Genomic DNA, 22,353 nt, shown 5'->3' on the forward strand with positions numbered 1-22,353 from the left:
TCTTACCTCTTTCGACAAATGGATAACGCAGACAAGCTCGTCAACTTCAAATATAACAAAGCGGTTGCTCAGAAAAAGCTAATCAAGGTGATCGGCGTAGGTGGTGCTGGAGGCAACGCCGTCAAGCACATTCACGCTTCTGGACTCCAAGGGGTATCCTATCTGCTCCTCAACACAGATGAGCAAGACCTCGCCAAGAGTGGGCTAAAAGATGTAGCCGTCATCGGACAGAAGCTAACCCAAGGACTAGGCGCGGGAAGTAAGATTGAGGTCGGCGAAGAGGCCGCACTAGAAGATCGAGAGCTCATCCACGCCCTCCTCGATGACAACGAGACACAGATGGTCTTCATCTGTGCTGGTATGGGAGGTGGCACAGGGACTGGCGCTGCGCCTGTCATTGCAAAGATAGCTCGCGACATGGGACTGCTCACGGTCGGCTTTATCTTCATGCCTTTCGTCCGTGAGGAGAGACAGCGTATGATCAAAGCTGCGCAAGGTGCCGAGCGCATGCGCCAAGAGGTGGACTCACTGGTTATCATTGCCAACGAAAACATCAACCAAGTCTACGGAGAGCTTCCCTGGGACGAGTCTCTCAACAAAGCCAACGAGATCTTAGCCAATGCCGTTCGCGCCATCACCATGGTCATCACCAACGAGATGGAGATGAACCAAGACTTCGCCGACGTACGCACCACACTCAAGGACGGAGGCATCGCACACATCAGCATCGGCTACGGCGAGGGCTCCGATCGTGTGAGCAAGGCTATCGACTCGGCACTGCGCTCTCCCCTACTCAACAACGACGATATCACGACAGCGACGAGGCTACAGCTCGCTATCTTCTACGACCCGTCCGACGCGCTGACGACAGACGAGATGGACGAGATCAAGAAGCTCACCTCCTCCATCCGCAATCTGCAGAACAACAAGTCGGGTCACGCCTTCAACGAGGAACTGGGCAACAAAGTGATGGTCGTCATCATCGCATCAGGCTTCCAAAAGGAGGCGCACATGCCCATGACCGCTATGGATGTAGAGGACTATGTGCGTCAGACGGAGATCGAGAAGGAGCAAAACAAGCTGCTCAACCAGTATTACTCCGAGTTTGACCTGGAGCCACGTAGCTCTCTGCCCACCTTCGTGCCTATCGTGCTGACCGACGACGAGCTAGATCGTGACGACCTGATCGACTACCTCGACGAGGAGCCCGCTAAGAACCACAGCTACTCAGAGGTGGAGGAACGACGTGCTAAGTATAAGTACGGCAACCAGACACCTGCTATGTCGCAAACGTTGGACACCTCAAAGGTTGCCCAGCGCTCCACGCCTACTAGGACGCCTAGCGCAGACGTAGAGGAGCTCCCCAGCGTAGATCCGACACAGGAAGGCAGCGAGCCCACCACCCAATCAGTCAATCAGCCCAAGATCATCAAGTTCTGAGCAAGAGCTAGTCGCATGTTCCCCTCCATTGTCCTGCTATGCGCTATGAGCAAAGAGCGCATGGCGATACACTCCGCAATAGAGACTCTAGCTCCCGCCGTGGAGCTAGTGGAGCGTACTTTGGTTGAGGAGGAGCCTTTTGCCAGTTATCGCTACACTTTACGAATAGAGGAGCACCAGACGGAGTGGATCTTTCACCTCATTGAGACAGGCATCGGCAAGGTCCACGCAGCGCTTGCCACTCAACTAGCGATAGTGCGCTACCAGCCTCAGCTCTTAGTCAATGTCGGTGTGTCGGGAGGACTTTACGCAGGAGCGCAGGTCGGCGACCTCTGCCTCTCGACAGCTTACCGCTATCACGACGTATGGTGTGGCGAGGGCAACGAGCGTGGACAGGTACAGGGCATGCCCGCACAGTATTCAGCAGATGCGGTAGCCATGGCGACTGTGGCTAAGCAACTACGCATACCACTTCACGAAGGGTTGCTCCTCTGTGGCGACACCTTCATCCCCGATGCTGATCACCTAAGGGCCTTCGCACAGCAACACCCCGACCTCATCGCAGTTGATATGGAGAGCGCCGCCATCGCTCAGACAGCTTACCTATATCATACGCCACTCGTCAGCCTACGCATCGTCAGCGACACCCCGCTCACGGAGCAGGATCATGGCAAGCAGTACGCAAACTTCTGGCAGCAGAGCGACCTTTTCCTAGCCCCCTTTGCAGATGCTATGCGACTTATCTGCACACTCGCAGGAAGCCTTTAGTATACCCCAAGGGGCCTATACCAATTCCTTTCACTACCTTTGCAACAAAGTCAATCAAATCAATCATATTATGAATCACTTGTATCGCAATCTACTCCTACTCTGTATCCTCAGTCTAGGACTCCTCAACTCTTGTCGCGAGGACGCACCCGTCGTACCTGCCGAATCGGAGGAGATAGCAAATAGTTCTCAAGTTAGTGGGGGCATAGTCGGCTTCTACCTACTCAACGAAGGTAACTTCCAGGCAAACAACAGTTCGCTGGACTACATGAACCTCGTCAGTGGTACCTACACACGCAACATTTATGCTACGGTCAATCCCAATGTCGTCAAGGAGCTTGGCGATACGGGCAATGACCTACAGGCATACGGCTCTAGACTATACGCAGTCATCAACAGCTCCAACAAGGTAGAGGTGCTCAACGCTCAGAGCGGTAAGCGCATAGGTCAGGTAAACATCCCCAACTGTCGCTACATCTGCTTCAAGGGTGACAACGCTTACGTCTCTAGCTACGTCAGCACGAGCACACGAGATGCTAAGGGTCAGGTACCAGGAGCCGTCTACCGTGTCAACCTCAACACGCTCGCTATCACAGGACAGGTCGTCGTAGGCTACCAGCCTGAGGAGATGGTTATCAAGGGCGAAAGACTATACGTCGCTAACTCTGGTGGCTACATGAAGCCAAACTATGAGCGCACCGTATCAGTCATCGACCTTAAGAGCTTCACCGAGGTAGACAAGATCGAAGTTGGTATGAACCTCCACCGCCTCAGAATGGACCACAACGGTAGACTATGGGTCACCTCTCGTGGTAACTACGGCAACGTACCCTCGAACCTCTACTACATAGACATCGATCCAGCTACGCAAAAGGTATCAAAGCTTGACTCGCTCAATATACCTTGTGCTGAGATGGCCTTCTATGGCGACAAGCTCTACTACTACAGCAGCGTCTGGGATAGTGCAGCTAAGAAGATGAAGACAGGCTTCGGACTCGTTGACATCAATGCTGCTAAGCCTCTCGCCGAGAGCTTTATCACCGATGGTACGGATGCAAACATTCAGACCGCCTATGGTCTTGCTATCCATCCCGCCTCGGGCGACATCTACATTACGGATGCCAAGGACTTTGTCTCTAGCGGTACGCTATACTGCTACACACCTGATGGTAAGCTCAAGTGGCAGACCAGACGCACGGGGATGCTTCCCGCTCACATTGCTTTCGTAAATCAGTAAGCTATTATAGGGCTGGTCTACAACTTAATCCAAGTCCGTTAGACAGCTACGTAGGGGCGGACTCTTAGGGAGTTCGCCCCTACTATTTTCACATCTAGGACTTCTATCCCGATGGCTACTCTCATCCTCTCTCTACTCCTCCTCTGCGCCACCACACCTCAGCTATGTGCGCAGCAACCCTCCCCACACGACACCGTACAGACGCATCTATTAGAGACCGTCGTGGTACGAGCTCCCCGTGAACCAGACTACAAGCGCGGCGTCATACCCGCACAGCAGCTCTCAGGACAAGAGCTCAAGGCGCTCAGTGCCTTCTCCATAGCCGATGCGCTCCGCTCCTTCTCGGGCGTTCAGGTCAAGGACTTCGGCGGAGTCGGCGGACTCAAGACGGTCAACATCCGCAGCATGGGCACCCACCACGTCGGGATCTTCTACGATGGGGTCGAGCTGAGCAATGCGCAAAACGGGCAGATAGACCTCGGCCAGTACTCCCTCGACAATATGGAGGCGATACAGGTCTTCAATGGACAAAAGGGTAGCTACCTCCAGCCTGCTAAAGACTTTGGCTCTAGTGGTACCGTCTACCTGCAGACACGCAAGCCAACCTTTACCGATGGGGCGCAGACCAATCTGAGAGCAACTCTACGGACTGGCTCCTTCGACCTCTTCAACCCCGCCATACTGATCGAGCACCGCCTAGAGCCCAGGGTCACTATGTCCTTCAATGCGGAGTGGATCAAGAGCAGTGGCAAGTACAAGTTTAGATACAAGAAGGTCCTTCCCCTCACCCACGAGATAGCCTACGACACCACAGCCGTCCGACACAACGGAGACATCAACGCCACACGACTTGAGGGCAATCTCCACATCGGTCTCCCCGACGGGCAGATGCTCGTCAAGGTGTACAACTACAACAGCGAGCGAGGCATACCCGGCGCTATCGTCAATAATGTGTGGCGTCGTGGTGAGCGCCTCTGGGACAACAACAGCTTCGTCCAGACCACCTACGAGCAGCAGCTCAGTGACCGCATACGTCTACACGCCATCGCCAAGTATGCCTACTACCAGACCCACTTCGTGCGCAACGAGCCGACAGCCGCCTTCAAGGTGGACAACCTCTACCAGCAGCAAGAGCTATACGGTTCAGTCGCCTCAGCCTTTCAGTTGATCGACCACTGGTACCTCTCCGCCGCCTATGATCTGCAGTGGAACAAGCTCGACGCCAATCTCTACGACTTCGTCTACCCGCACCGCTTCACCCACCTGCTAGCCCTCGCCTCGACCTATACCAATGAGTGGATCAATGCGCAGGTCAGCCTCCTCGGCACGCTAGCTCAGGACAAAGCGAAGCTACTCACACGGGCTCCCCTCTTTCGCAAGCTCACCCCCGCAGCCATCCTGTCGGTCAAGCCGTGGGAAGCGATTGATCTACGATTCAACGCCTTTTATAAGCAAAGCTTTCGCCTACCCACCTTCAACGATCTATACTACACCGAGATAGGCAATGTCAAGCTCGACCCTGAGCACACCACCCAGTACAACGTAGGTCTGCAGTACCAGCTCGCACCGCAAAAGCCCTGGCTCCACACCCTGGACTTCAAGGTAGACGCTTACTACAATCTCGTGACCAACAAAATCATAGCCTACCCCAAGGGACAGCAATTTCGCTGGACCATGATCAACCTTGGCAAGGTCGACATACGAGGCATCGACGCTCAGTGCACCTGGAGCCTCGTCCCGATCCGTGACCTGCAGCTATCTCTGCGGGCTCAGTACACTTATCAGCGAGCCATCGAGGTCACCGATCCTAAGGAGAGCTACTACCGCCACCAGATCCCCTACATCCCCTGGCATAGCGGCTCCGCTACGGCAATCCTGCAGTACAAGGGGTGGCAGCTCAACTACAACTTCATCTACGCCGGCGAGCGGTACAGTCAGCTGGAAAACTTCCCCGAGAACCATCTCCAGCCGTGGTACACCAACGACCTAGCCCTCGCCTACAAGCGCACCGTCCGAGGGTACGGCCTGCGTCTGCAGCTCGAGTGCAACAACCTCCTAAGTCAAGCCTACGATGTAGTCGCCAACTACCCCATGCCCCTGCGCAACTATCGCCTCACGCTCATCGTGAGCCACTAGCCCAGCTAGACGCAGCGGTAAACTTCGCCCCAACACTTGATAAGAGGAGATGTCGTCATCGGCATCTCCTCTCTTTTTGTCGTCAGACATTTTCGACGATTCCGATTTCCTACCTAGGAATTTGCCAAATAGCTACCTAGGAATTCCCCCAATTCCTACCTAGGAAATAAAAAATTCTTCGGAGGAATCAAATGAAACTTCGGAGGAATCAAACAATAAGTCCGAAGAATTTTCTATTTCCTAGGTAGCAAATCAGAAATATCTACGGAGGAATTTTGCCATTTCCTAGGTAGGAATTGAAACAAGTTCATTTTTATACTGCATCAGTCCTGAGAGGAAAGTAGAGTTCCTACCCGAGGAAAATGGATTTTCATCGGGTAGAAACTAGAGTTTCATACAGGCAGCGTATTTTAATACCCGCTTCGCTTGACCTTTAGCTCAGGTGAATACTCTTTATCCGTGTCGCTCTCGAAGTGGCGATTGAGAGCATCCGCTATAGTCTTCGCGATAGCAATACGCCTTGAGTCCCAGAGGCAGGCGCTCCAAGCGATACGTAAGACTATGTTGTTACGAGAACCTCGCCCCTCACTAAAGTGGCGAGCGAAGAGCCGTGGCGAGCTCAAGTTGTGATACCTTTGATGATCTGAAGTCATAGCAAATCGTTGCTCTAGCTCAGCGGTCAAGTCTTGATAAAAGGCTTGATACCCCTCCATATCCTGCACGAATAGATTGTCTCCCGTAAAGCTCTCGTCGCCCTTAGCGCCTCCTGCAGAGAAGTGGAAGATGGTCGGATAGCTCGGCTCGTTGGCCCCGCTAGCTACGAGCGGGGTCAAAGTCCAGCTACCAGGACGTGAGGTGAGCTCCTCCAGATCCTCCATGTATTGAGCTAGATTGGGCTCGACTTGACGATTGTCAAAAGAGTAGTAAGACTTATAGGGTCTCATCTCTCCGACCTCGCGACTGATATAGTTAAATCCACCGATCAGAGCCAGGTAGTAGGAAAAATTGCCGATGGCTGCGTCAGCCAGACTGGAGGGTGATATGATCGTCACCTTAGATCCTCTGTCTATATAGTAGCCGTAAGGCTTATTGACTATAAAATGCTCTACAGCAAGCTTGTCCTGTGGTCGCTCGTCGATGGTCTGAGTGGTGGCTAGGTTGATCAGGCGAAAGTTGTCCGCCTCGTCCACGACATCTAGTATATCTCCCACCTTGAGTCCTATGCGAGCTTGTAGATCACATATAGAGAGGTGCTGAGGCACAATCTGGAAGCCTGTCGGGCGGTCTAGCTTTCGCTCGAAGGCTCCGAGCATCTTCTCCTTATTTCTCTTAATAGTCTCTTTGTGCACCTCATCCTCCAGCGCCTCCGAGAAGCCCGCTCCGACCAAACCTGCAGGTATGGCAAAGAGTGCGATGCCGAGGATCCCTACGGCAAAGGCGACTGCTTGCCCCACGGGAGTAACTGGCGGTGTTTCAGCAAACTGACCTGGATCACCTATGTACTGTGCAAAAGCCCACAAGACGGAAGTCATACCATTATTAAAGATGTCGGGCTGTGCTTCATGCTCATAGAAGAAGAGTACGAACGACAGCATCAAGGTCACGACTATGAGAACCTGTAGAGAGATGAGTATCTCCTTGGACTTTGAGGCGATAGCCTGCTGTAGCAGTCGGAATGAGCGCATGTAGCGGAAGATCCTCAAGACACGCACGACACGTAGGGACTTGAGCACCTGATAGGGCAACGGGAAGATGAATGCTAGATAGAAGGTATAGGTAGAGAGTATATCTATCATACCGTAGAAGGTGAGACAGTAGCGCACCCTGCCCCAGAAGCCTTTGTACTTGGGACTAAGCTCATCAGCAGTCCAAATACGTAGCGACACCTCTATCGTAAAGATGATGACCGTAACGATGTCTATCACATGGAGTACCTGCTCACAGCTCTCGGATATGTCAAAGGTGGAGATAAAGACCGAGAGCGTACTCAGGAGAATCAGTCCGACGATGGTATAGTCGACATAATTACCCCACTGCTTAGTCTTGAGGTTGGCGTCAAAGACCTGCCCGAGCTTATGCTTAAACTGCTTGATGCGTCCCACTGGTTTGTCTGATTATAGCTATAATAGCCTGCACCATATCGGTTAGAGGCATGGTGGGCTTGGCAGGCTTTGCTGAGGGCTGACCCTCATAGTATGGAAGATGTACAAATAGAGCTTGCGTGGACGGTCTGCTCTGAATGATCGAGAGTGCCTCGTAGTAGAGGCGGTTGCAGACGTAGAGCCCACAGGAGTTGGAGATCTTGACTTTTATACCGAGTTGCTCGATGGTGGTGCGTAGCTCCTTGATTGCTGTATTGGTGAATAGAGCCGAACTACCATCGGCATAGATGATCTCCTCATCGGGGAGATAGCCATCGTTGTCGGGGAGCTTAGAGTCCATCATATTGATAGCGATACGCTCTAGCTTGACACGATCGCTACCTCCAGACTGTCCTAACATGATGATTAGGTCTGGAGTGTGCTGGTCGATAGCCCTACGGAAAGCCGTCGCCACTCGATGAAAGCTGACAGGCATCAACTCCGTACAGATACGAACCCCAGCTAGATCGTGGGTGGCAACTTCTTGAGCCACCACCCACGACGAATTCTCAGGGTAGTTCCAGTACGGTTCAAACCCTGTCACTAGTACGGTATACACGTTGCGTGTCTTTGTTGTCCTTACTTACACCTCTTGAGGCTAGCCTTAGCACTCTCGATCTGTCTCTTATAGTTCTCGATCTGGCGATCGTGATAGGCTGACTTATCTATCTTGCTCTTGCGATAGGATGCTTTTGACGAGGGAGACGAGGCACTTCTGATCCTACTTGCGTAGTACTCATTGTCTCGCTTCTTCTTCTCTCGCTCTCTTGCTATAGAGGCACGTAGATCTATGATTTTTTTCTTATAGTGTTCTTTGCTCATGATATAAGTTTGCTTCTTCTGTCGTATTTATGAAGAATGACTACAGAGGCGCCGTGCTAGCCCTCTCTATCCTCTAGGAAGGACATCAGCTTAGAGCCGAACTGGCGTGTCGTCCAGTCGTTGTCGTACTCAAAGCCCTCCTGCTCTGCTATCTCACGTAGGGCTCCCTTTACGTTGTCGTATACACGGTACACGGTGATACTACCGTTGTCTAGTTTGTTGAGGATGTACTCTCCTGTGGTTACTGTTTTCTTTGCCATAGTTTTTTAGTTGGATTTAGTTTGGTTTTAAGAATTATCTAGTGAAATATACTGGTCGTGTGTACTCCTTGGTATGTGTCAAGGAGGCTACTTCTAGCCAGATGTAGTTGTCGTAACGCATGCGCTCGTTTTCGAAGCCGAGGTAGATGGTCTTACGCCCTTTGGGCTTGAGTTCACCATTACAAGATTGGGTTCCCATCTGAGACTGCTCTACATCATACTTATAGTGTCCAGAGGAAGCTGTCTCGTCTTGAAACTTCTTAGCTTGCGTAGCATCGGTCAAGACATACATATTGCAAAAGGCATCCTCCTCACGAGCTGGACGCGTATTAAAGAGCAGTCGGTCGATGACACTACTACTGAGGGTGCGCTTTTCGTATACCTTGATGCCTAAAAGCTTGATCTGCTTAGAGGCGAGGGATAAGTTGTCGGCAAACTTGCCATCGCTGGGAGCTGTCTTCTCATTGGTAGATATACGGAGAGAGTATAGTATGGCATCACTACCAGCAGGCACAGGTACGGATATCAAAGCTCGAGACTTACCAGAGAAGAAAGACTTGAGATTGCCTCGTAGTCCGACTTTCTTAGGCTCTTTAAACACTGTTGATACTCGAACACTCTCAGTGGCTTCTGCCAGGAAGTCTCCCTGCTTACAGCTTACCGTTCGCTCCGAGACGCGTGGTCGCTTGTCGTCATCTATGCCATCATATGAGAGCGATAGATCGACGATGAGCTCCCCACCATTGGGTCGCAACTCTATCATATAGATGCCGTCCGATGGTATAGTCACCTGCTCCTCTAGAGTACCCTGGACGTGCCACTGCTTGAGACGCTTCTGGTGATTGACGTCAAAGAGGGAGACAAGCGCTGAGCCGTGAGGAGTCAAAGAGATGCGGAGCTGGTCCTGAGCCTTGAGATAATAAGGATAACGCTTGACAGCGTCTACCTTCATGTGTCTCCTAGATATAAGTCCCTTGCCAGAAGAAGAAGAAGAAGAAGTTGACTCTGATGCGCTAGACCCATCAGAGGGTGATGACTGTAGTATACTACTCGGATCTGCTTGCAGCACAGCGAGTCTCTCCTTGAGCTCCTGGCACTTTTGCTGCGCACGCTCGCCCATACCGTCAGGATTGTAGTCGTACTCAATCTGACTTAACTCAGTATAGATCGTCCGTAAGTCTAAATCGGTGTGAGCACTTTGAGCTTTTGAGCAGAGGAGGTCTAGCTTTTGCGATATGTTGTCATACTTCATCTGCTCTAGTTCAGAGATCTTGTCAAGCTCTGCATCCTTTTTATTGCCTTGCCCACACCCAGCACAAGTCAGGAGTGTGCAGAGAAGCAAACCTCCATAGAGTAGCTGTAACAGCCCTTTCATACCTTCTCTCTGTCTAGTAATTAATAAGACTCATCGATGAGTTGCTCTAACCGCTCTCTCACTTGATTACTTTGGAAAGCTGCATACTCACTAGCGTACTGACTACTGCTTGCATCTACATAGGTGGCGAACCACGATAGCTTGCTCCGTACAAACTGACTAGCCTCATCTTGTCGTCCAGCAGCACACATAGCCACTACGACATCATTCATGTAGTCGTAGAGACAGGGGGCATTACCTATATAGTTTTCATCAAGAGCCTTTAGGGGATAGTAGTTCCAAGCGGTCTCGTAGTCTCCATGCTTGACTAAGTAGTCTCTGAGGAGCTTACAGGCATCCCGCTCGTAGGTGTTAAAGGAGTACGAAATATTATCTCGACCTTCGTGGTATGGCGTGAGCACCTCGTATACGTAGATTGCCTGCTTGGGGTTATCTAGCTCTAGGTAGACGCGTATCAGACGTAGCGCACAGCGCTTCTTGTCGGAGCTGTCGTCAATCTGCTCGATATACTTGGAGGCTTCGGTGAGATTGCCATCTTCGAGGGCTTTCTTAAACTGCTTGACAGCACTACTACTACAAGCCGTGCTGATTATGTTGACGATGAATGCGATCCCTAGAAGGACTAGAACAGCATAAATGATAATCTTCTTCGTACTCATAAGAATGGGTCTAATAACTCTCTAGATGGATAGAGCAAATGCCTAAGGAGAATAAACCACCAATGATATCAGCGCAAGAATAGTGATGAGAACAAGACTTAGGATGAAAGATGAGACAAGAATGACTTTGAGACAGAGACGGAAATTCTTCGGCCCAAGTTCACGGCGGAGTAACTTGATACTGCTAGAGTACCATGTCACAGAATTGTAGATCTTCGTGTAAGCCATCACAGCCGCAGTTCGTATCAGGATCCAAATCAATATAATCAGTTTCCAAATCAATATAAATGGAACTGACAGGACTGAACCTAGACATCCGAAGAAGTTCCTCCGAGCTACGATCCTGTGGCTTGACTTGAAGCGCATATCTAGATCTCCGAGCTTCGTCCGCTGCGCCATAGTTTCGTTAGGTTTTTAGTTGTTAGCCTGTGAGACTTACTCTATCACGACAAACTCTGTGCGACGGTTGACCTCTAGACTGTCTGGGTTTATAGGATCTGTGGATCCCTTGCCCTCTGCTTCCAGACGCTCTGCAGAGACCCCTTGACTGATGAGAAAGTCCACAGCTGCCTGAGCTCTAGCCTCTGAGAGCCGTTGGTTAAAGGTCTGATCGCCTTCCTCTGAAGTGTGTCCCTCTAGCTTGAGCTTTAGGCCTGAATGACTCTTCATAAACTCAGCAAGGTCGCATAGGACGAGCTGCGCCTCTCTGGTTAGATCAGCTTTGCCCTTGGCGAACTTGACATCGTTGAAGTTCTGCTCCAGCTCCTCTACCCGCTCACGATAGAGTTTATTCCTTTGTCTCCTATTAACACAATCACCAATGAATCCGATGCCGATGAGGACCAGGACAATGTAAGTTATAATCTTCTTCTTGCTCATAGGGGATATGGCTTAGCCACGTGTGGGTGAGACGATAGTCAATGGAGACACTACTGAGGGGTAGTGCTCCATTGACATTTACGTAGATTACTTCTTGCCTGCAGCGACTAGTGTGATGTTGTCGCTACTGAGCTCGGTGTTCTTGGCATTTGCCACTTGCACGCCAATGCCGTATAGCTCGACGATCTTCTTCTCGAAGTTACCGACTCTTAGGTTGCCACCTACGGTCAGCACACCACCCTTTGCAGAGGAGGTCATGAGAGATCCGATTGTAGCCTCGTCGTCGGCCATTGCCTTACAGTTTTCCGTCGTGTAGACGCGGAGCGTAGCTCCAAACTCTTTCTTAAAGTTTGCCTTGAGGGTCTTAACCTTCATGCGGCTGTCAATGCGAAAGTCTGCCATATTGTTATAGTTATTGGTTATTAGTATTATTAGAACTCGACTTCAATCTCAGGGCTGTACTTAACGAGGTCTAGCAGCATGAGCGTCACGTCAGCATGCTCGATCTCTCCACCCATAGCGTCGGCTAGGTCAAAGAGTACCTGTACTTCATCCACTGTGATAACATTGTCTGCCATCACAATCTCGATAGCGCACTGCAAGAGTTTCTTGGTCTCATCATCTTCGATAGCCGAAGCGTTGTTGATGAGGTACTCTTGGATAGCGTCGTCATCCTTACCCTCTAGGGTGTTGACCGCCTCCTGCACCTGCTGGATGAGTGTTGCGGAGTTTACGTCGAGCGCCTCAGCGATGTCAGTAAGCATTTCGTTTTCCTCCTCAGAGTATACACCGTCTGCCCAGATGGCTACAGCCAGAAAAGCTGCTACATTCTTTATGTCTGATTTCATAGTTCTGTCGTTGTCTTTTTTATTTGAGCATTCGTTTGATACGTCTGAGTATACTAGCGTCTTCTTGACGACGTTTTTTTGCCGCTGCTGCGCGAGCCTTTGCAAGATTATCGAGCATAGCCTTACCTTCCTTGGTACGCTTGTCGATCTTACCTGATTTAGTTCGTTTTACTGCCATTTGTAGTATTACTTAGTTGGTTATTAGTTGCGTTGTGATGGTGAGCCTCTGCTTGCTCACTCTATGACGATGAACTCAGTGCGTCTATTGACCTCTGGGTTGTTTGGATCAATCGGTTCACTGGAACCCTTGCCCTCAGCTTGCAGGCGGTCTGCCGAGATGCCTTGGCTGATGAGGAAGTCTACAGCGACTTGAGCTCGCTCCTCTGAGAGGCGCTGATTGAAGGCATCATCGCCCTCCTCTGAGGTGTGGCCTTCGATCTTGAGCTTTAGCTCAGGATTTTCCTCCATCAGTTTGGCTAGATCATGGAGGACAAACTTAGTCTCGTCTGTTAGGTCTGCTTTGCCCTGGACAAACTTAGCTGCATTGAAGTTTTTCTCGATCTCCTTAACACGGTCTTTATAGACGACCTTCTCGACCGTAACGACCTTCTCGACCTCGACTACCTTGGGCTTACGAAGTAGGAAGAATGCTATGATGCCTCCGATGAGGAGTAGTGCGATGATGAGCCAGAGCCACCAGGGGAGTCCTTTCTTCTTAGCCACTGGGGGAATGTAGCCGTTGAGATACTCTAGACGGAAGCCACCCTTCTCGCCTACTCGTCCAGCCTTCTCAAACTCTGCCACCACAATATCATACTGCGTAGCATGCTGTACGATCCTCTCGAAGCTCGGTTTGGTCCACATACTGACGACAGCAACTTTCTTGCCGTCACCCATAGTGAGTAGCTCGTCGGGAGCTTTGAAGTAGCCGTTCCAATTGGCTGTAGTTCCTTCCTCCTCTGCATAGATAAAGGTCTCTGGGACACCCTTGTCTGGGTTCAGCTCGTTGGGAAATGCTTTGCGCAAGTCTGCGAGGGTTGCATGCGGATACATAATCATGTAGGCATGTACGATACCTAGCGCTGTACGGTTTTGGGCTTTGCCAAATACTTTGATTTTGTCCATGAGGTTTATAGTGTTATAGTGTTACCGTCCAAACAGTTTCTTCAGGATGCCACGACCTACCTTTTGGTTCAGACCACTCTTGCTCGTTGGGATACCTGTCCGACGAGATACTCGCTGTCTGAGCTTTGTTACGCCTACGGCTCTTTGCCATGAGAAGGAGAGACCTGGTATTGGTGTTGATCGTTTGCGTCCCATAAGTGTCTTTACATCATCTGATTGTTGTTATGTTGTAGTAGAGCTCCACATCCTCTACATTGAAGCTATGCCACTGCAGATCATAATCCCTATCAACCGAAAAGGCTGGATAGTTCTTAGCACAGGAGCTCTCTGAGTTTCGCCAAGACTTTTCCCTCGAGCGGATGCCTTGAGCCATACTGAGCTTGCAATTGTTGGAGGACTCTCTAGTTTGATTGAGATAAGAGCGATCATTGGTGACAAAAAGGGCCACCCCTCCTACCACTCGCTCGAAGTGTCGATGTAGTAGCTCGAGGCGTCGCACATCTTTCCAAAAGCTATACATACCTATATCCTGAGCTCCCTGGCTTTTCATCACGTCAATAGACTCGGGGATTACTTCACCAAAGCGAATGATACGCTTACGGATACGCTTTGTCTTATACTTCAACTCTATGGGTAGATAAGCGTCTGCTTTTCTCACCATAAGGTCTAGACGTAGCTCGTTTCGCCAGATGTAGTCCTGTCCGAGGAGCTGATATGGCACATAGTACTCTACATCTACATCGTCATAGTTATGAGTAGAGCCACGCAGCCATAGAGCCAGATGCATCTGGAGGTCGCGCTCGTTAAAGCACAACTCCTGGGTATCTGCAAAGTATGCAACAATATCCTCCCGTACGGCTGTATTTAAGTCCATTATCTTTGATTGTTTCGAAATGGGGGCTCCATAGGAACTTCACTGGCAAAGGTACGGAATGTTTAACAAAAAACAAAAACTTGCGGTCTAAACCGTCAAAACATACTGACTACAAATAAGATAAAGTCATCAAAATAGTAAAACAAATGGGGTAATCATCTTACAAAACCCAGCAATCGGCCGAAAATAAGAGTCTGGAGAAGCTTTCATCGGAGGAATTTTATAAATATGTACGGTGTCATCATCCATTTAAGCCGAAGAGAGAGGTGAAACTTCGAAAAAATGAAATCACAAGTCCGAAATGCTTTTCCGTTCCTCACTGGGAGATGAGATAGATCCATGGAGAAGTTCTGTATTCCCTCCATATTGAGACGAACCTACTGATAGTATGTCAGCTCCAGCGTCGCTATACAGCGCTACAGATTCGCTCTGATTACTCACATCTTCGACGATTCCGATTTCCTACCTAGGAATTTGCCAAATAAGTACCTAGGAATTCCCCCAATTCCTACCTAGGAAATAAAAAATACTTCGGAGGAATCAAATGAAACTTCGGAAGAATCAAAAAATAAGTCCGAAGAATTTTCTATTTCCTAGGTAGCAAATCAGAAATATCTACGGAGGAATTTGGCCATTTCCTAGGTAGGAATTGAAACAAGTTCATTTTTATACTGCATCAGTCCGGTTAGCTCTGATGAGCTTTTCGTATATTTGTGGATAGAGAGCTTTTTGCCGTAAGTAACAAGAGCCTATATAGTAATCCAAACAACAGATACTAACGACTATGCTACGTAGATGGATGCCGCTGACGATGGCGATGATACTGCTCCTCGTGGGAGCTGTCGCCTGTCAGAAGGCTACAACAACAGAACAATCAGACACAACAGAAGAAACTATGCGTATGACAACACAAGAAAAAATGGACATCTTCCTAACACGCAGGAGTATACGTAAGTATAAGCCTGAACTACCGCCACAGGAGCTACTAGACAAAGTGCTCGAGGCGGGGACCTACGCGCCCTCGGCGATGGGCAAGCAGTCCGTCACAATCGTGGCTGTAACCAATCGCGCAGTGCGTGACCAGCTCTCGCAGCTGGCTAACAAAGCTCGCGGTGGAGACAAGGATCAGTTTTACGGTGCTCCAGCGGTCTTCGTCGTGCTGGCTGACAAGTCGCTGTCGAGCAATTACCTACAAGATGGAGCTCTGGTGGTAGGCAATATGCAGAATGCTGCTCACGCACTCGGTCTTGGCACTTGCTGGGTCAATGCGGCTAAGGGCATCTTCGAACTGGAGGAGGGTCAAGCACTTCTCAAGAAGTGGGGACTGGAGGGAGACCTCGTGGGTGTCGCCTGCTGTATCATAGGTTATCCCGATGAGTCGCCCGAGTCTGCACCGCGCAAGGAGCACTATGTGATACACGTGGACTAGAAGAGCCCGCAGGTGTAGGGATGCACGTCTCGCTTTGACACAACGGACGCTCGACCGAGCGTCCCTACATATCGTTACCCGTAAGACTTGCGGAGCCTACGAAGGCTCATCTCGCAAGATTGTTGTACTTTTGAGGAGTAATTGCAACTTTAGCTTATACATATACTACTATGACAAGACTACGTACACTACTACTTTCACTCGTGGCGCTCTGCGCGCTCGGTGGCACGGCGCAGGCTCAGATGCCTCTGCGTATCTACGTTGACGCAGCTCCGCTCTTTAACCTTTCACAAGCCAAGACACTCCAAGATGCCTCTGAAAACAAGGTTTTCGTGGGCTACCGCCTAGGTGCTGGACTGGATGTCAACGTGGGCAAGATGATGTACGTCGGCACGGGATTGACCTTTGCTATGAAGGGAAATCAATACAGCTTCCTTTCCGAAAAGGGTAAGGGCGACATCAAGGTTTACAGCCACTATATGCAGATCCCCGTCAACGTGGGTGTGCGCCTGAACGTGACTCCTCGCATCGGTTGCTCCATAGAGGCTGGTCCTTACTTTGCTTACGCTCTGGGAGCTACCGTTAGCCAGGGCAAGATTCTAGACGATATCCAGAAGACTTACAACGTCTACAAGGATGGTATCCTCGGGATGGATGGTGCCAAGCTCAAGCGCTACGACATCGGTCTGGGTGCTAAGGCTAAGGTAACCTTCGGATCGTGGTACGGTATGCTAGGTGCTGACTTGGGCTTCGTCGATGAGCTGAAACTAGAGAAGAATGATCCCAAGCTAGAGAAGCTTGGTCAGAAGGCTATGCGCAATACCTCCTTCTATCTCGGTGCTGGCTTTACATTCTAAGTCCTTATGAAGAATCATAACACGCTGATTATTGTAGCGCACCCCGACCTGGAGCACTCTGTCATCAACAAAGCTTGGATGGAGGCGCTCACGGGGCACGCTACGATACATAGCCTCTGTGACGCTTACCCCACGGGGACGCCTATAGATGTGGCGCATGAGCGTGCGCTCGTGGAGTGTCACGATCGTGTGATACTACAGTTCCCCCTCTACTGGTACTCCGCTCCGGCGATCCTGAAGCAGTGGACTGACGAGGTCTTTGGCGAGGGCTGGGCCTTCGGTGAGGGGGGCGACGCATGGGTTGGTCGTCAGCTCGGTGTCGCTGTCTCATGCGGTAGCGCTGAGGCAAACTTCTGCGAGGGCGGATCTCAAAAGCATACGCTAGCGACTTTCCTCACGCCTTATGAGGGGCTAGCAGCTTTCGCACGAGCTGACTATATAGGGCATCACGCCTTTTACGATACTTATAGCGATACGGTCGCCGAGAGGTTGCCGGCAAATTGCGAGGCGTATCTGCGCTTTGCGCTACAGTAAACACTTAATCTAGACGTTAGCCACTTATGAGTACGATCATTGACCTACAGGGCGTTACGGTATCACGCCAGGAGCATGAACTACTACGAGACGTCACACTATCGCTCGAAGCGGGAGACTTTGCCTACCTTACGGGACCCGTGGGGAGTGGCAAGAGTTCACTCCTAGAGCTACTCTATGGAGAGCTGGCGCCTAAGGGAGGCGTCGCTAAGGTGCTGGACTACAACCTGCACCGCATGTCAGTACGTCAGCGACAAGCTCTGAGGCGCTCGCTGGGGATCGTCTTCCAGTCACAGGCGCAGCTCCTATATAACTACACGGTGCAGGGCAACCTAGACTTCGTCTTGCGTGCTGTGGGGGTAAAAAAGCGAGAGCAACGTGCTATGCGTATCGAGGAGGCGCTGAAGCAGGTCGGCATGGAGGGCAAGCACTACAAGTACCCGCACGAGCTGAGCGGTGGCGAGGCTGAGCGCATCTGCATAGCGCGTGCCCTAGTCGTACGTCCACGACTGATCCTGCTTGATGAGCCTACGACGGGACTAGATAGTGAGACGTCGCTACTAATCGGTCAGCTGATCCAGTCCTTAGCTAAGGAGGGTGTAGCAGTGCTGATGAGTACGCACAATGAGACGCTCATACAGGAGCTACCCGCTACGAGATACCATATCGATCTGGAGAGTCGTACGCTGAAGCGCATCGACTTGTCCCCCACCCTAGAGGAGGTCGAGGAAACTAGTTCAGAACCTTCTACAGATCCTATTGAAGTAGCACTATGATCGTACTGAAGTTTGGCGGCACCTCTGTCGGTTCACCGGATCGCATACGCTCGGTAGCGCATCTGGTGGCGTGTATGCCAGGTCGCAAGACGCTGGTACTCTCGGCTATGGCAGGCACGACGAACGACCTCGTGACGCTGACGCAGCTGATCACCTCTGGCGAGCGTGACCGTGCGACCCGCCATGTGGAGATGCTCCGCAGTCGCTACATAGACAATGTGGTGCCAGAGCTCTTCGCAGGGCATGAGCTACATCAGCAGTTGGCGGAGGAGGCTTTGACCCCAATCTTGGACAGCCTCCTACTACAGACGCTCAACGAGGCTTTTACCCACAACGACGAGAAGCAGATCCTTGCCTGCGGAGAGATGATGTGTACTGCCCTGATGGCGCTCACACTACAGCTCTACGAGGGGATCACACCGCACAAGCTTCTGGCGCTAGACTTCATGCGCATTACCCACGAGGGGCGACCGGACATCGAGTACATTGCTCACCGGTTGCGCCCGATGGTTGAGGAGGTGCGCGATGCCGAGGCGCTCTTTCTCACAGAGGGGTACATCTGTCGTAATGCTTTCGGCGAGGTGGACAACCTACGTCGTGGCGGGAGCGACTACAGCGCCACGCTCATTGGCGAGGCGGTCCAAGCTGAGGAGATACAGATCTGGACCGACATTGATGGGCTACACAACAACGATCCGCGGGTGGTCAATATGACGTCGCCAGTGCGTCGTCTGAGCTTTGGCGAGGCTGCCGAGCTAGCGCGTTGCGGTGCTAAGATATTGCACCCTGCTTGCATCGAGCCGGCACGACGTGCGGGTATCCCAGTGCGACTGCTCAACACGCTCGACCCCTCGGCTCCTGGCACGCTCATATCTCATGTGACAAACAGAGATATGATCAAGGCGATCTCGGCAAAGGACGGAATGTGTGTCGTGACGCTCCTGCTGAAACATCTGAGCAATAGTGACGTCTCTACGGGGCAATTCCTCATTACGCTGACGGAGGCTATGCACCGTCTGCACATAGAGCCAGACATCTTAATGGCTTCGGGCGATGGCTACGTCATCGTTGCAGAGGAAGACCCGGAGGCTATAGCTACGTTGATCGAGGAGATGACGCCTTGGGCGGAGGGCTCCGTGCAGAGCGACCTGTCGATCCTAGCAATCGTCGGAGATATGGGGTGGCATCGCATAGGCTTTGAGGCACGCATCCTTGAGGCGGTGGACGATGTCGCTGTACGGCTCATCTGCTACGGAACTAGCAGTAACAGCATCGACCTAGTCATCGCAACGGAGGAGAAGAAGCGTGCGATGATCTATCTCTCGGACCACCTCTTCGCTCATCTACGTACCCCAGGCCCTGAAGTACTATAATAAAAGGTGTAGGCTAGACACGCGCTCTACGTTATGACCCTCAAGCAATTCATCTCGGTCTCACGACCGTACAGTTGGCCAGCTTCGCTAGCACCGATAGCCGTTGCCATCGCTTTGGCTGGGCTACAAGGTGGCTTTAACTGGCTCATAGCGATGCTCTGTCTTGTCGTGGGGCTGTCGGCGCAATCTTTTTCTAACTGTTGCAACGACTACTACGACTTCAAGCGTGGCGCTGACAGCCAGGAGCGTGTAGGCTTTAGCCGTCCACTTGCTTCGGGTCAGTTGCGAGAGCGTGACATCATCGGGGTGGCTCTCTTTTGGGGGCTTATCGCAGCCGTGGCAGGCGTGACCCTATGCCTGCTGACCAACCCATGGCTACTCCTCCTCGGGGCACTCATCATACTCTTCGCCTGGATGTACACAGGCGGTCCATTCCCGCTCGCTTACCTCGGTCTAGGCGATGTGGCGGTGATGACCTTCTACGGCTGGGTCGCTGTCATGACCACTTACTACCTGCTGACGGGAGCGGTCACGATACAGAGCTTTCTCGTGGCGACTGCCATGGGAGCGGTGGCCGTCAATATCCTAGTGGTCAATAATTACCGAGACTACGAGGAGGATCGCAAGAACAATAAGCGGACGAGCATCGTACGTCTCGGCCAAGAGTTTGCCCCTAAGTTTTACTTGGCCAACATACTCCTCGCATGGTTGCTCTCCATCGTCGCCTTCAAGGGAAACATCTGGGGCATCGTCCTACTCCTCCCCTATCTCCTCTATGCGCTATCCGTATACCGTCAGATGATCCATGTGACTGGCAGCCAGCTCAACGCTGTGCTCAGGCGCACCTCCCTAGGTGTCGTCTTGCTAGCCGTCGTACATATAGCAGCCTATCTGATTGACGGGCTGTTGCTTTAGTCAAAACATTTCTCCCTTATCCTTATGTCTTCCACAGACCTCTCCTCATATCGTCTAGACTTCCCGCTCATACAGCACTACACCTCAGTGCAGCCTGGCTGGGTCTACCTAGACAGCGGTGCCACTACGCAAAAGCCCCAAGTGGTCATCGATGCTATCACCGAGGGCTACACACGATACAACGCCAACGTCCACCGAGGCGTCTACCAGCTCAGCCGTGAGGCGACCGATCGCCACGAAGCTGCGCGCGCCACGCTGGCACACTTCATCGGGGCGTCCGACCCCAACGAAGTAATCTTCACACGTGGTACCACCGAGGGGCTCAATCTGCTAGCCTCTACGGCTGGCGAAACACTCGTCGGCCCCGATGACGAAGTGCTCATCACCGCCATGGAGCACCACGCTAACCTCGTGCCGTGGCAACAGCTCTGCCTACGTAAAGGAGCGCATCTGCGTGTTGCTCCGCTTCTAGCGGACGGTTCGCTGGACCTCCCCGCCTTTGAGGCTCTACTCTCCGACCGCACCAAGATCGTCTCTGTGGCGCATGTCAGCAACGTCCTCGGCACGGTCAATCCCGTCGCACAGCTAGCCCGTCTGGCTCACGACAAGGGCGCCATCATCATCGTTGATGGAGCGCAGTCAGCGCCCCACATGTCAGTCAATGTGCAGGAGCTAGGCATCGACGCTTACGTCTGCTCATCTCACAAAGTGTACGGCCCCACAGGCATCGGCATCGTATGGGGACGGCGCAAGCTCCTCGAGCAGATACCGCCCTACCAGTATGGTGGCGAAATGATCGAGCATGTATCCTTTGAGGAGACCACCTTCAACGAACTGCCGTACAAGTTTGAGGCAGGCACGCCCGACTTCATCGGTTCGCACGCTTTTGCCACAGCCGTTGAGTACATCTCCGCTATCGGTCTCGACCGCATCCACGCTTACGAGACCGAGCTCCTAGAGCATCTCACGCAGATCATCAGTCAGGAGCCTTCGCTCGAGATCCTCGGTACCGCCCCTGGCAAGGGAGCCGTCGTTACCTTCATCAGCCATCAGGCACACGCTTACGATCTCGGTCTGCTCCTAGACCAGCAGGGCGTAGCACTCCGCACGGGTCATCACTGCGCTATCCCGCTCATCGAGGGTATGGGACACCACGCCACAATCAGAGCTTCCCTCGGACTGTACAATACACACGAGGATCTAGAGATCTTTGCGAAAGCGCTACACCGTGCGCTCACTATGCTAGGCTAAAGAAGCCATGCCATTACTACATCGCTACGCATCGGACGGACTCATCGAGTGCGGCTGTGATGAGGCTGGACGAGGAGCCCTTGCTGGGGACCTTTACGCTGCAGCAGTCGTCTGGCCCGAGACGCTAGACCACCCGCACCTGCGAGATAGTAAGAAGCTTACGGCAAGACAGCGCGAGGAGCTACGCCACTTCATCGAGGAGCATGCCACAGCGTGGGCCGTGGGCGTGGCAACCGTTCAGGAGATCCAGCAGATCAACATCCTCCACGCCTCTATGCGCGCCATGCAGCGCGCCATTGAGGCTTTGCCTTGCACACCCGAGCGTCTGCTCATCGACGGCAACTACTACGACCCACGCCCCGACGAGGTCGAGTACCACACCATCGTCAAGGGCGACGACCGCTACCTCGCCATCGCCGCCGCCTCTATCCTAGCCAAGACGCACCGAGACGAGTATATGACCCAGCAGGCACAGCACTACCCGCACTACGGCTGGGAGCAAAACAAAGGTTACCCGACAGCGCAGCACCGTGAGGGGATCCGCCAGCACGGCTCCTGCCCATTGCACCGACAGGGCTTCCAGCTCTTGCAGCCCGAGCTCTTATTTGACCTTGAGAGATAAGTTTCGTACCTTAGATGCACACTATAAAGAAG

Annotated in this window: 24 protein-coding genes; 12 read left to right on the top strand and 12 right to left on the bottom strand. The window is 52.0% G+C overall.

Going from position 1 to position 22,353, the window contains the following annotated elements; all coding sequences use genetic code 11:
• The first annotated feature begins 18 nt into the window (after positions 1-18).
• The 4 genes from ftsZ (at position 19) to L215_RS0105330 (ending at position 5,581) form a co-directional block, all read left to right on the top strand.
• Positions 19-1,440 (top strand): cell division protein FtsZ, encoded by a 1,422-nt coding sequence (gene ftsZ / locus L215_RS0105315; protein WP_025882659.1) that lies wholly within the window; start codon positions 19-21, stop codon positions 1,438-1,440.
• A 15-nt stretch (positions 1,441-1,455) separates the two neighbouring features.
• Positions 1,456-2,208, top strand: a complete 753-nt coding sequence (gene mtnN, locus L215_RS0105320; RefSeq protein WP_025882658.1) for a 5'-methylthioadenosine/S-adenosylhomocysteine nucleosidase — start codon at positions 1,456-1,458, stop codon at positions 2,206-2,208.
• Positions 2,209-2,278: 70 nt separating this feature from the next.
• Positions 2,279-3,445: a DUF5074 domain-containing protein gene (locus L215_RS0105325; RefSeq protein ID WP_025882657.1), complete on the top strand. Its 1,167-nt coding sequence runs from the start codon at positions 2,279-2,281 to the stop codon at positions 3,443-3,445.
• A 111-nt stretch (positions 3,446-3,556) separates the two neighbouring features.
• On the top strand, positions 3,557-5,581 hold the full coding sequence (locus L215_RS0105330; RefSeq protein WP_027451460.1) for a TonB-dependent receptor: 2,025 nt from the start codon (positions 3,557-3,559) through the stop codon (positions 5,579-5,581).
• 410 nt (positions 5,582-5,991) lie between these two features.
• Here the strand turns inward: L215_RS0105330 and L215_RS0105335 are convergent, their stop codons facing one another.
• The 12 genes from L215_RS0105335 to L215_RS0105395 all read right to left on the bottom strand — a co-directional run bounded on the left by L215_RS0105335 (position 5,992) and on the right by L215_RS0105395 (position 14,564).
• On the bottom strand, positions 5,992-7,683 hold the full coding sequence (locus L215_RS0105335; protein ID WP_027451461.1) for an ion transporter: 1,692 nt from the start codon (positions 7,681-7,683) through the stop codon (positions 5,992-5,994).
• On the bottom strand, positions 7,661-8,266 hold the full coding sequence (locus tag L215_RS0105340; protein ID WP_027451462.1) for a pyroglutamyl-peptidase I: 606 nt from the start codon (positions 8,264-8,266) through the stop codon (positions 7,661-7,663). The genes L215_RS0105335 and L215_RS0105340 overlap by 23 nt, the downstream gene beginning before the upstream one ends.
• Positions 8,267-8,301: 35 nt before the next feature.
• A complete protein-coding gene (locus tag L215_RS0105345; RefSeq protein ID WP_025882655.1) occupies positions 8,302-8,544 on the bottom strand; it encodes a hypothetical protein in 243 nt (80 codons plus the stop codon).
• A gap of 56 nt (positions 8,545-8,600) precedes the next feature.
• A complete protein-coding gene (locus L215_RS0105350; RefSeq protein WP_007365899.1) occupies positions 8,601-8,804 on the bottom strand; it encodes a hypothetical protein in 204 nt (67 codons plus the stop codon).
• A 34-nt stretch (positions 8,805-8,838) separates the two neighbouring features.
• Complete coding sequence (locus L215_RS0105355; protein WP_025882654.1) at positions 8,839-10,179, bottom strand: hypothetical protein; 1,341 nt, start codon at positions 10,177-10,179, stop codon at positions 8,839-8,841.
• A 20-nt stretch (positions 10,180-10,199) separates the two neighbouring features.
• Positions 10,200-10,838 carry a hypothetical protein gene (locus L215_RS0105360; protein WP_025882653.1) on the bottom strand — a complete coding sequence of 213 codons (639 nt, stop codon included), beginning with the start codon at positions 10,836-10,838 and terminating at the stop codon, positions 10,200-10,202.
• 435 nt (positions 10,839-11,273) lie between these two features.
• Complete coding sequence (locus L215_RS0105370; protein ID WP_025882651.1) at positions 11,274-11,717, bottom strand: OmpA family protein; 444 nt, start codon at positions 11,715-11,717, stop codon at positions 11,274-11,276.
• Between the two features lie 87 nt (positions 11,718-11,804).
• Positions 11,805-12,119, bottom strand: a complete 315-nt coding sequence (locus L215_RS0105375) for a hypothetical protein (RefSeq protein WP_025882650.1) — start codon at positions 12,117-12,119, stop codon at positions 11,805-11,807.
• Positions 12,120-12,148: 29 nt separating this feature from the next.
• Positions 12,149-12,565, bottom strand: coding sequence for a tellurite resistance TerB family protein (locus L215_RS0105380; RefSeq protein WP_025882649.1), 417 nt, complete (start codon positions 12,563-12,565; stop codon positions 12,149-12,151).
• A gap of 19 nt (positions 12,566-12,584) precedes the next feature.
• Positions 12,585-12,743 (bottom strand): hypothetical protein, encoded by a 159-nt coding sequence (locus L215_RS10080; RefSeq protein WP_154657854.1) that lies wholly within the window; start codon positions 12,741-12,743, stop codon positions 12,585-12,587.
• A gap of 56 nt (positions 12,744-12,799) precedes the next feature.
• The gene (locus L215_RS0105390) at positions 12,800-13,690 is read right to left on the bottom strand and encodes an OmpA family protein (RefSeq protein ID WP_025882648.1); all 891 of its coding nucleotides are present in this window, start codon (positions 13,688-13,690) and stop codon (positions 12,800-12,802) included.
• Positions 13,691-13,898: 208 nt separating this feature from the next.
• Positions 13,899-14,564: a hypothetical protein gene (locus L215_RS0105395; protein WP_025882647.1), complete on the bottom strand. Its 666-nt coding sequence runs from the start codon at positions 14,562-14,564 to the stop codon at positions 13,899-13,901.
• A 784-nt stretch (positions 14,565-15,348) separates the two neighbouring features.
• Here L215_RS0105395 and L215_RS09360 point away from each other — a divergent pair.
• The 8 genes from L215_RS09360 to L215_RS0105435 all read left to right on the top strand — a co-directional run bounded on the left by L215_RS09360 (position 15,349) and on the right by L215_RS0105435 (position 22,321).
• Positions 15,349-15,993, top strand: coding sequence for a nitroreductase family protein (locus tag L215_RS09360; protein ID WP_025882646.1), 645 nt, complete (start codon positions 15,349-15,351; stop codon positions 15,991-15,993).
• A gap of 170 nt (positions 15,994-16,163) precedes the next feature.
• On the top strand, positions 16,164-16,850 hold the full coding sequence (locus L215_RS0105405; RefSeq protein ID WP_025882645.1) for an outer membrane beta-barrel protein: 687 nt from the start codon (positions 16,164-16,166) through the stop codon (positions 16,848-16,850).
• A gap of 6 nt (positions 16,851-16,856) precedes the next feature.
• Positions 16,857-17,384 carry an NAD(P)H-dependent oxidoreductase gene (locus L215_RS0105410; RefSeq protein WP_025882644.1) on the top strand — a complete coding sequence of 176 codons (528 nt, stop codon included), beginning with the start codon at positions 16,857-16,859 and terminating at the stop codon, positions 17,382-17,384.
• 26 nt (positions 17,385-17,410) lie between these two features.
• Complete coding sequence (locus L215_RS0105415; RefSeq protein WP_025882643.1) at positions 17,411-18,160, top strand: cell division ATP-binding protein FtsE; 750 nt, start codon at positions 17,411-17,413, stop codon at positions 18,158-18,160.
• Positions 18,157-19,533: an aspartate kinase gene (locus L215_RS0105420; RefSeq protein ID WP_025882642.1), complete on the top strand. Its 1,377-nt coding sequence runs from the start codon at positions 18,157-18,159 to the stop codon at positions 19,531-19,533. Before L215_RS0105415 ends, L215_RS0105420 begins: the two co-directional genes overlap by 4 nt.
• Positions 19,534-19,566: 33 nt before the next feature.
• Positions 19,567-20,448 carry a 1,4-dihydroxy-2-naphthoate octaprenyltransferase gene (gene menA / locus L215_RS0105425; RefSeq protein ID WP_025882641.1) on the top strand — a complete coding sequence of 294 codons (882 nt, stop codon included), beginning with the start codon at positions 19,567-19,569 and terminating at the stop codon, positions 20,446-20,448.
• Positions 20,449-20,472: 24 nt separating this feature from the next.
• Positions 20,473-21,699, top strand: coding sequence for an aminotransferase class V-fold PLP-dependent enzyme (locus L215_RS0105430; RefSeq protein WP_025882640.1), 1,227 nt, complete (start codon positions 20,473-20,475; stop codon positions 21,697-21,699).
• A 7-nt stretch (positions 21,700-21,706) separates the two neighbouring features.
• On the top strand, positions 21,707-22,321 hold the full coding sequence (locus tag L215_RS0105435; protein WP_027451464.1) for a ribonuclease HII: 615 nt from the start codon (positions 21,707-21,709) through the stop codon (positions 22,319-22,321).
• Positions 22,322-22,353 lie beyond the last annotated feature (32 nt).

The sequence above is a fragment of the Porphyromonas uenonis DSM 23387 = JCM 13868 genome, from assembly GCF_000482365.1.
In the GTDB taxonomy this organism is placed as follows: Bacteria; Bacteroidota; Bacteroidia; order Bacteroidales; family Porphyromonadaceae; genus Porphyromonas; species Porphyromonas uenonis.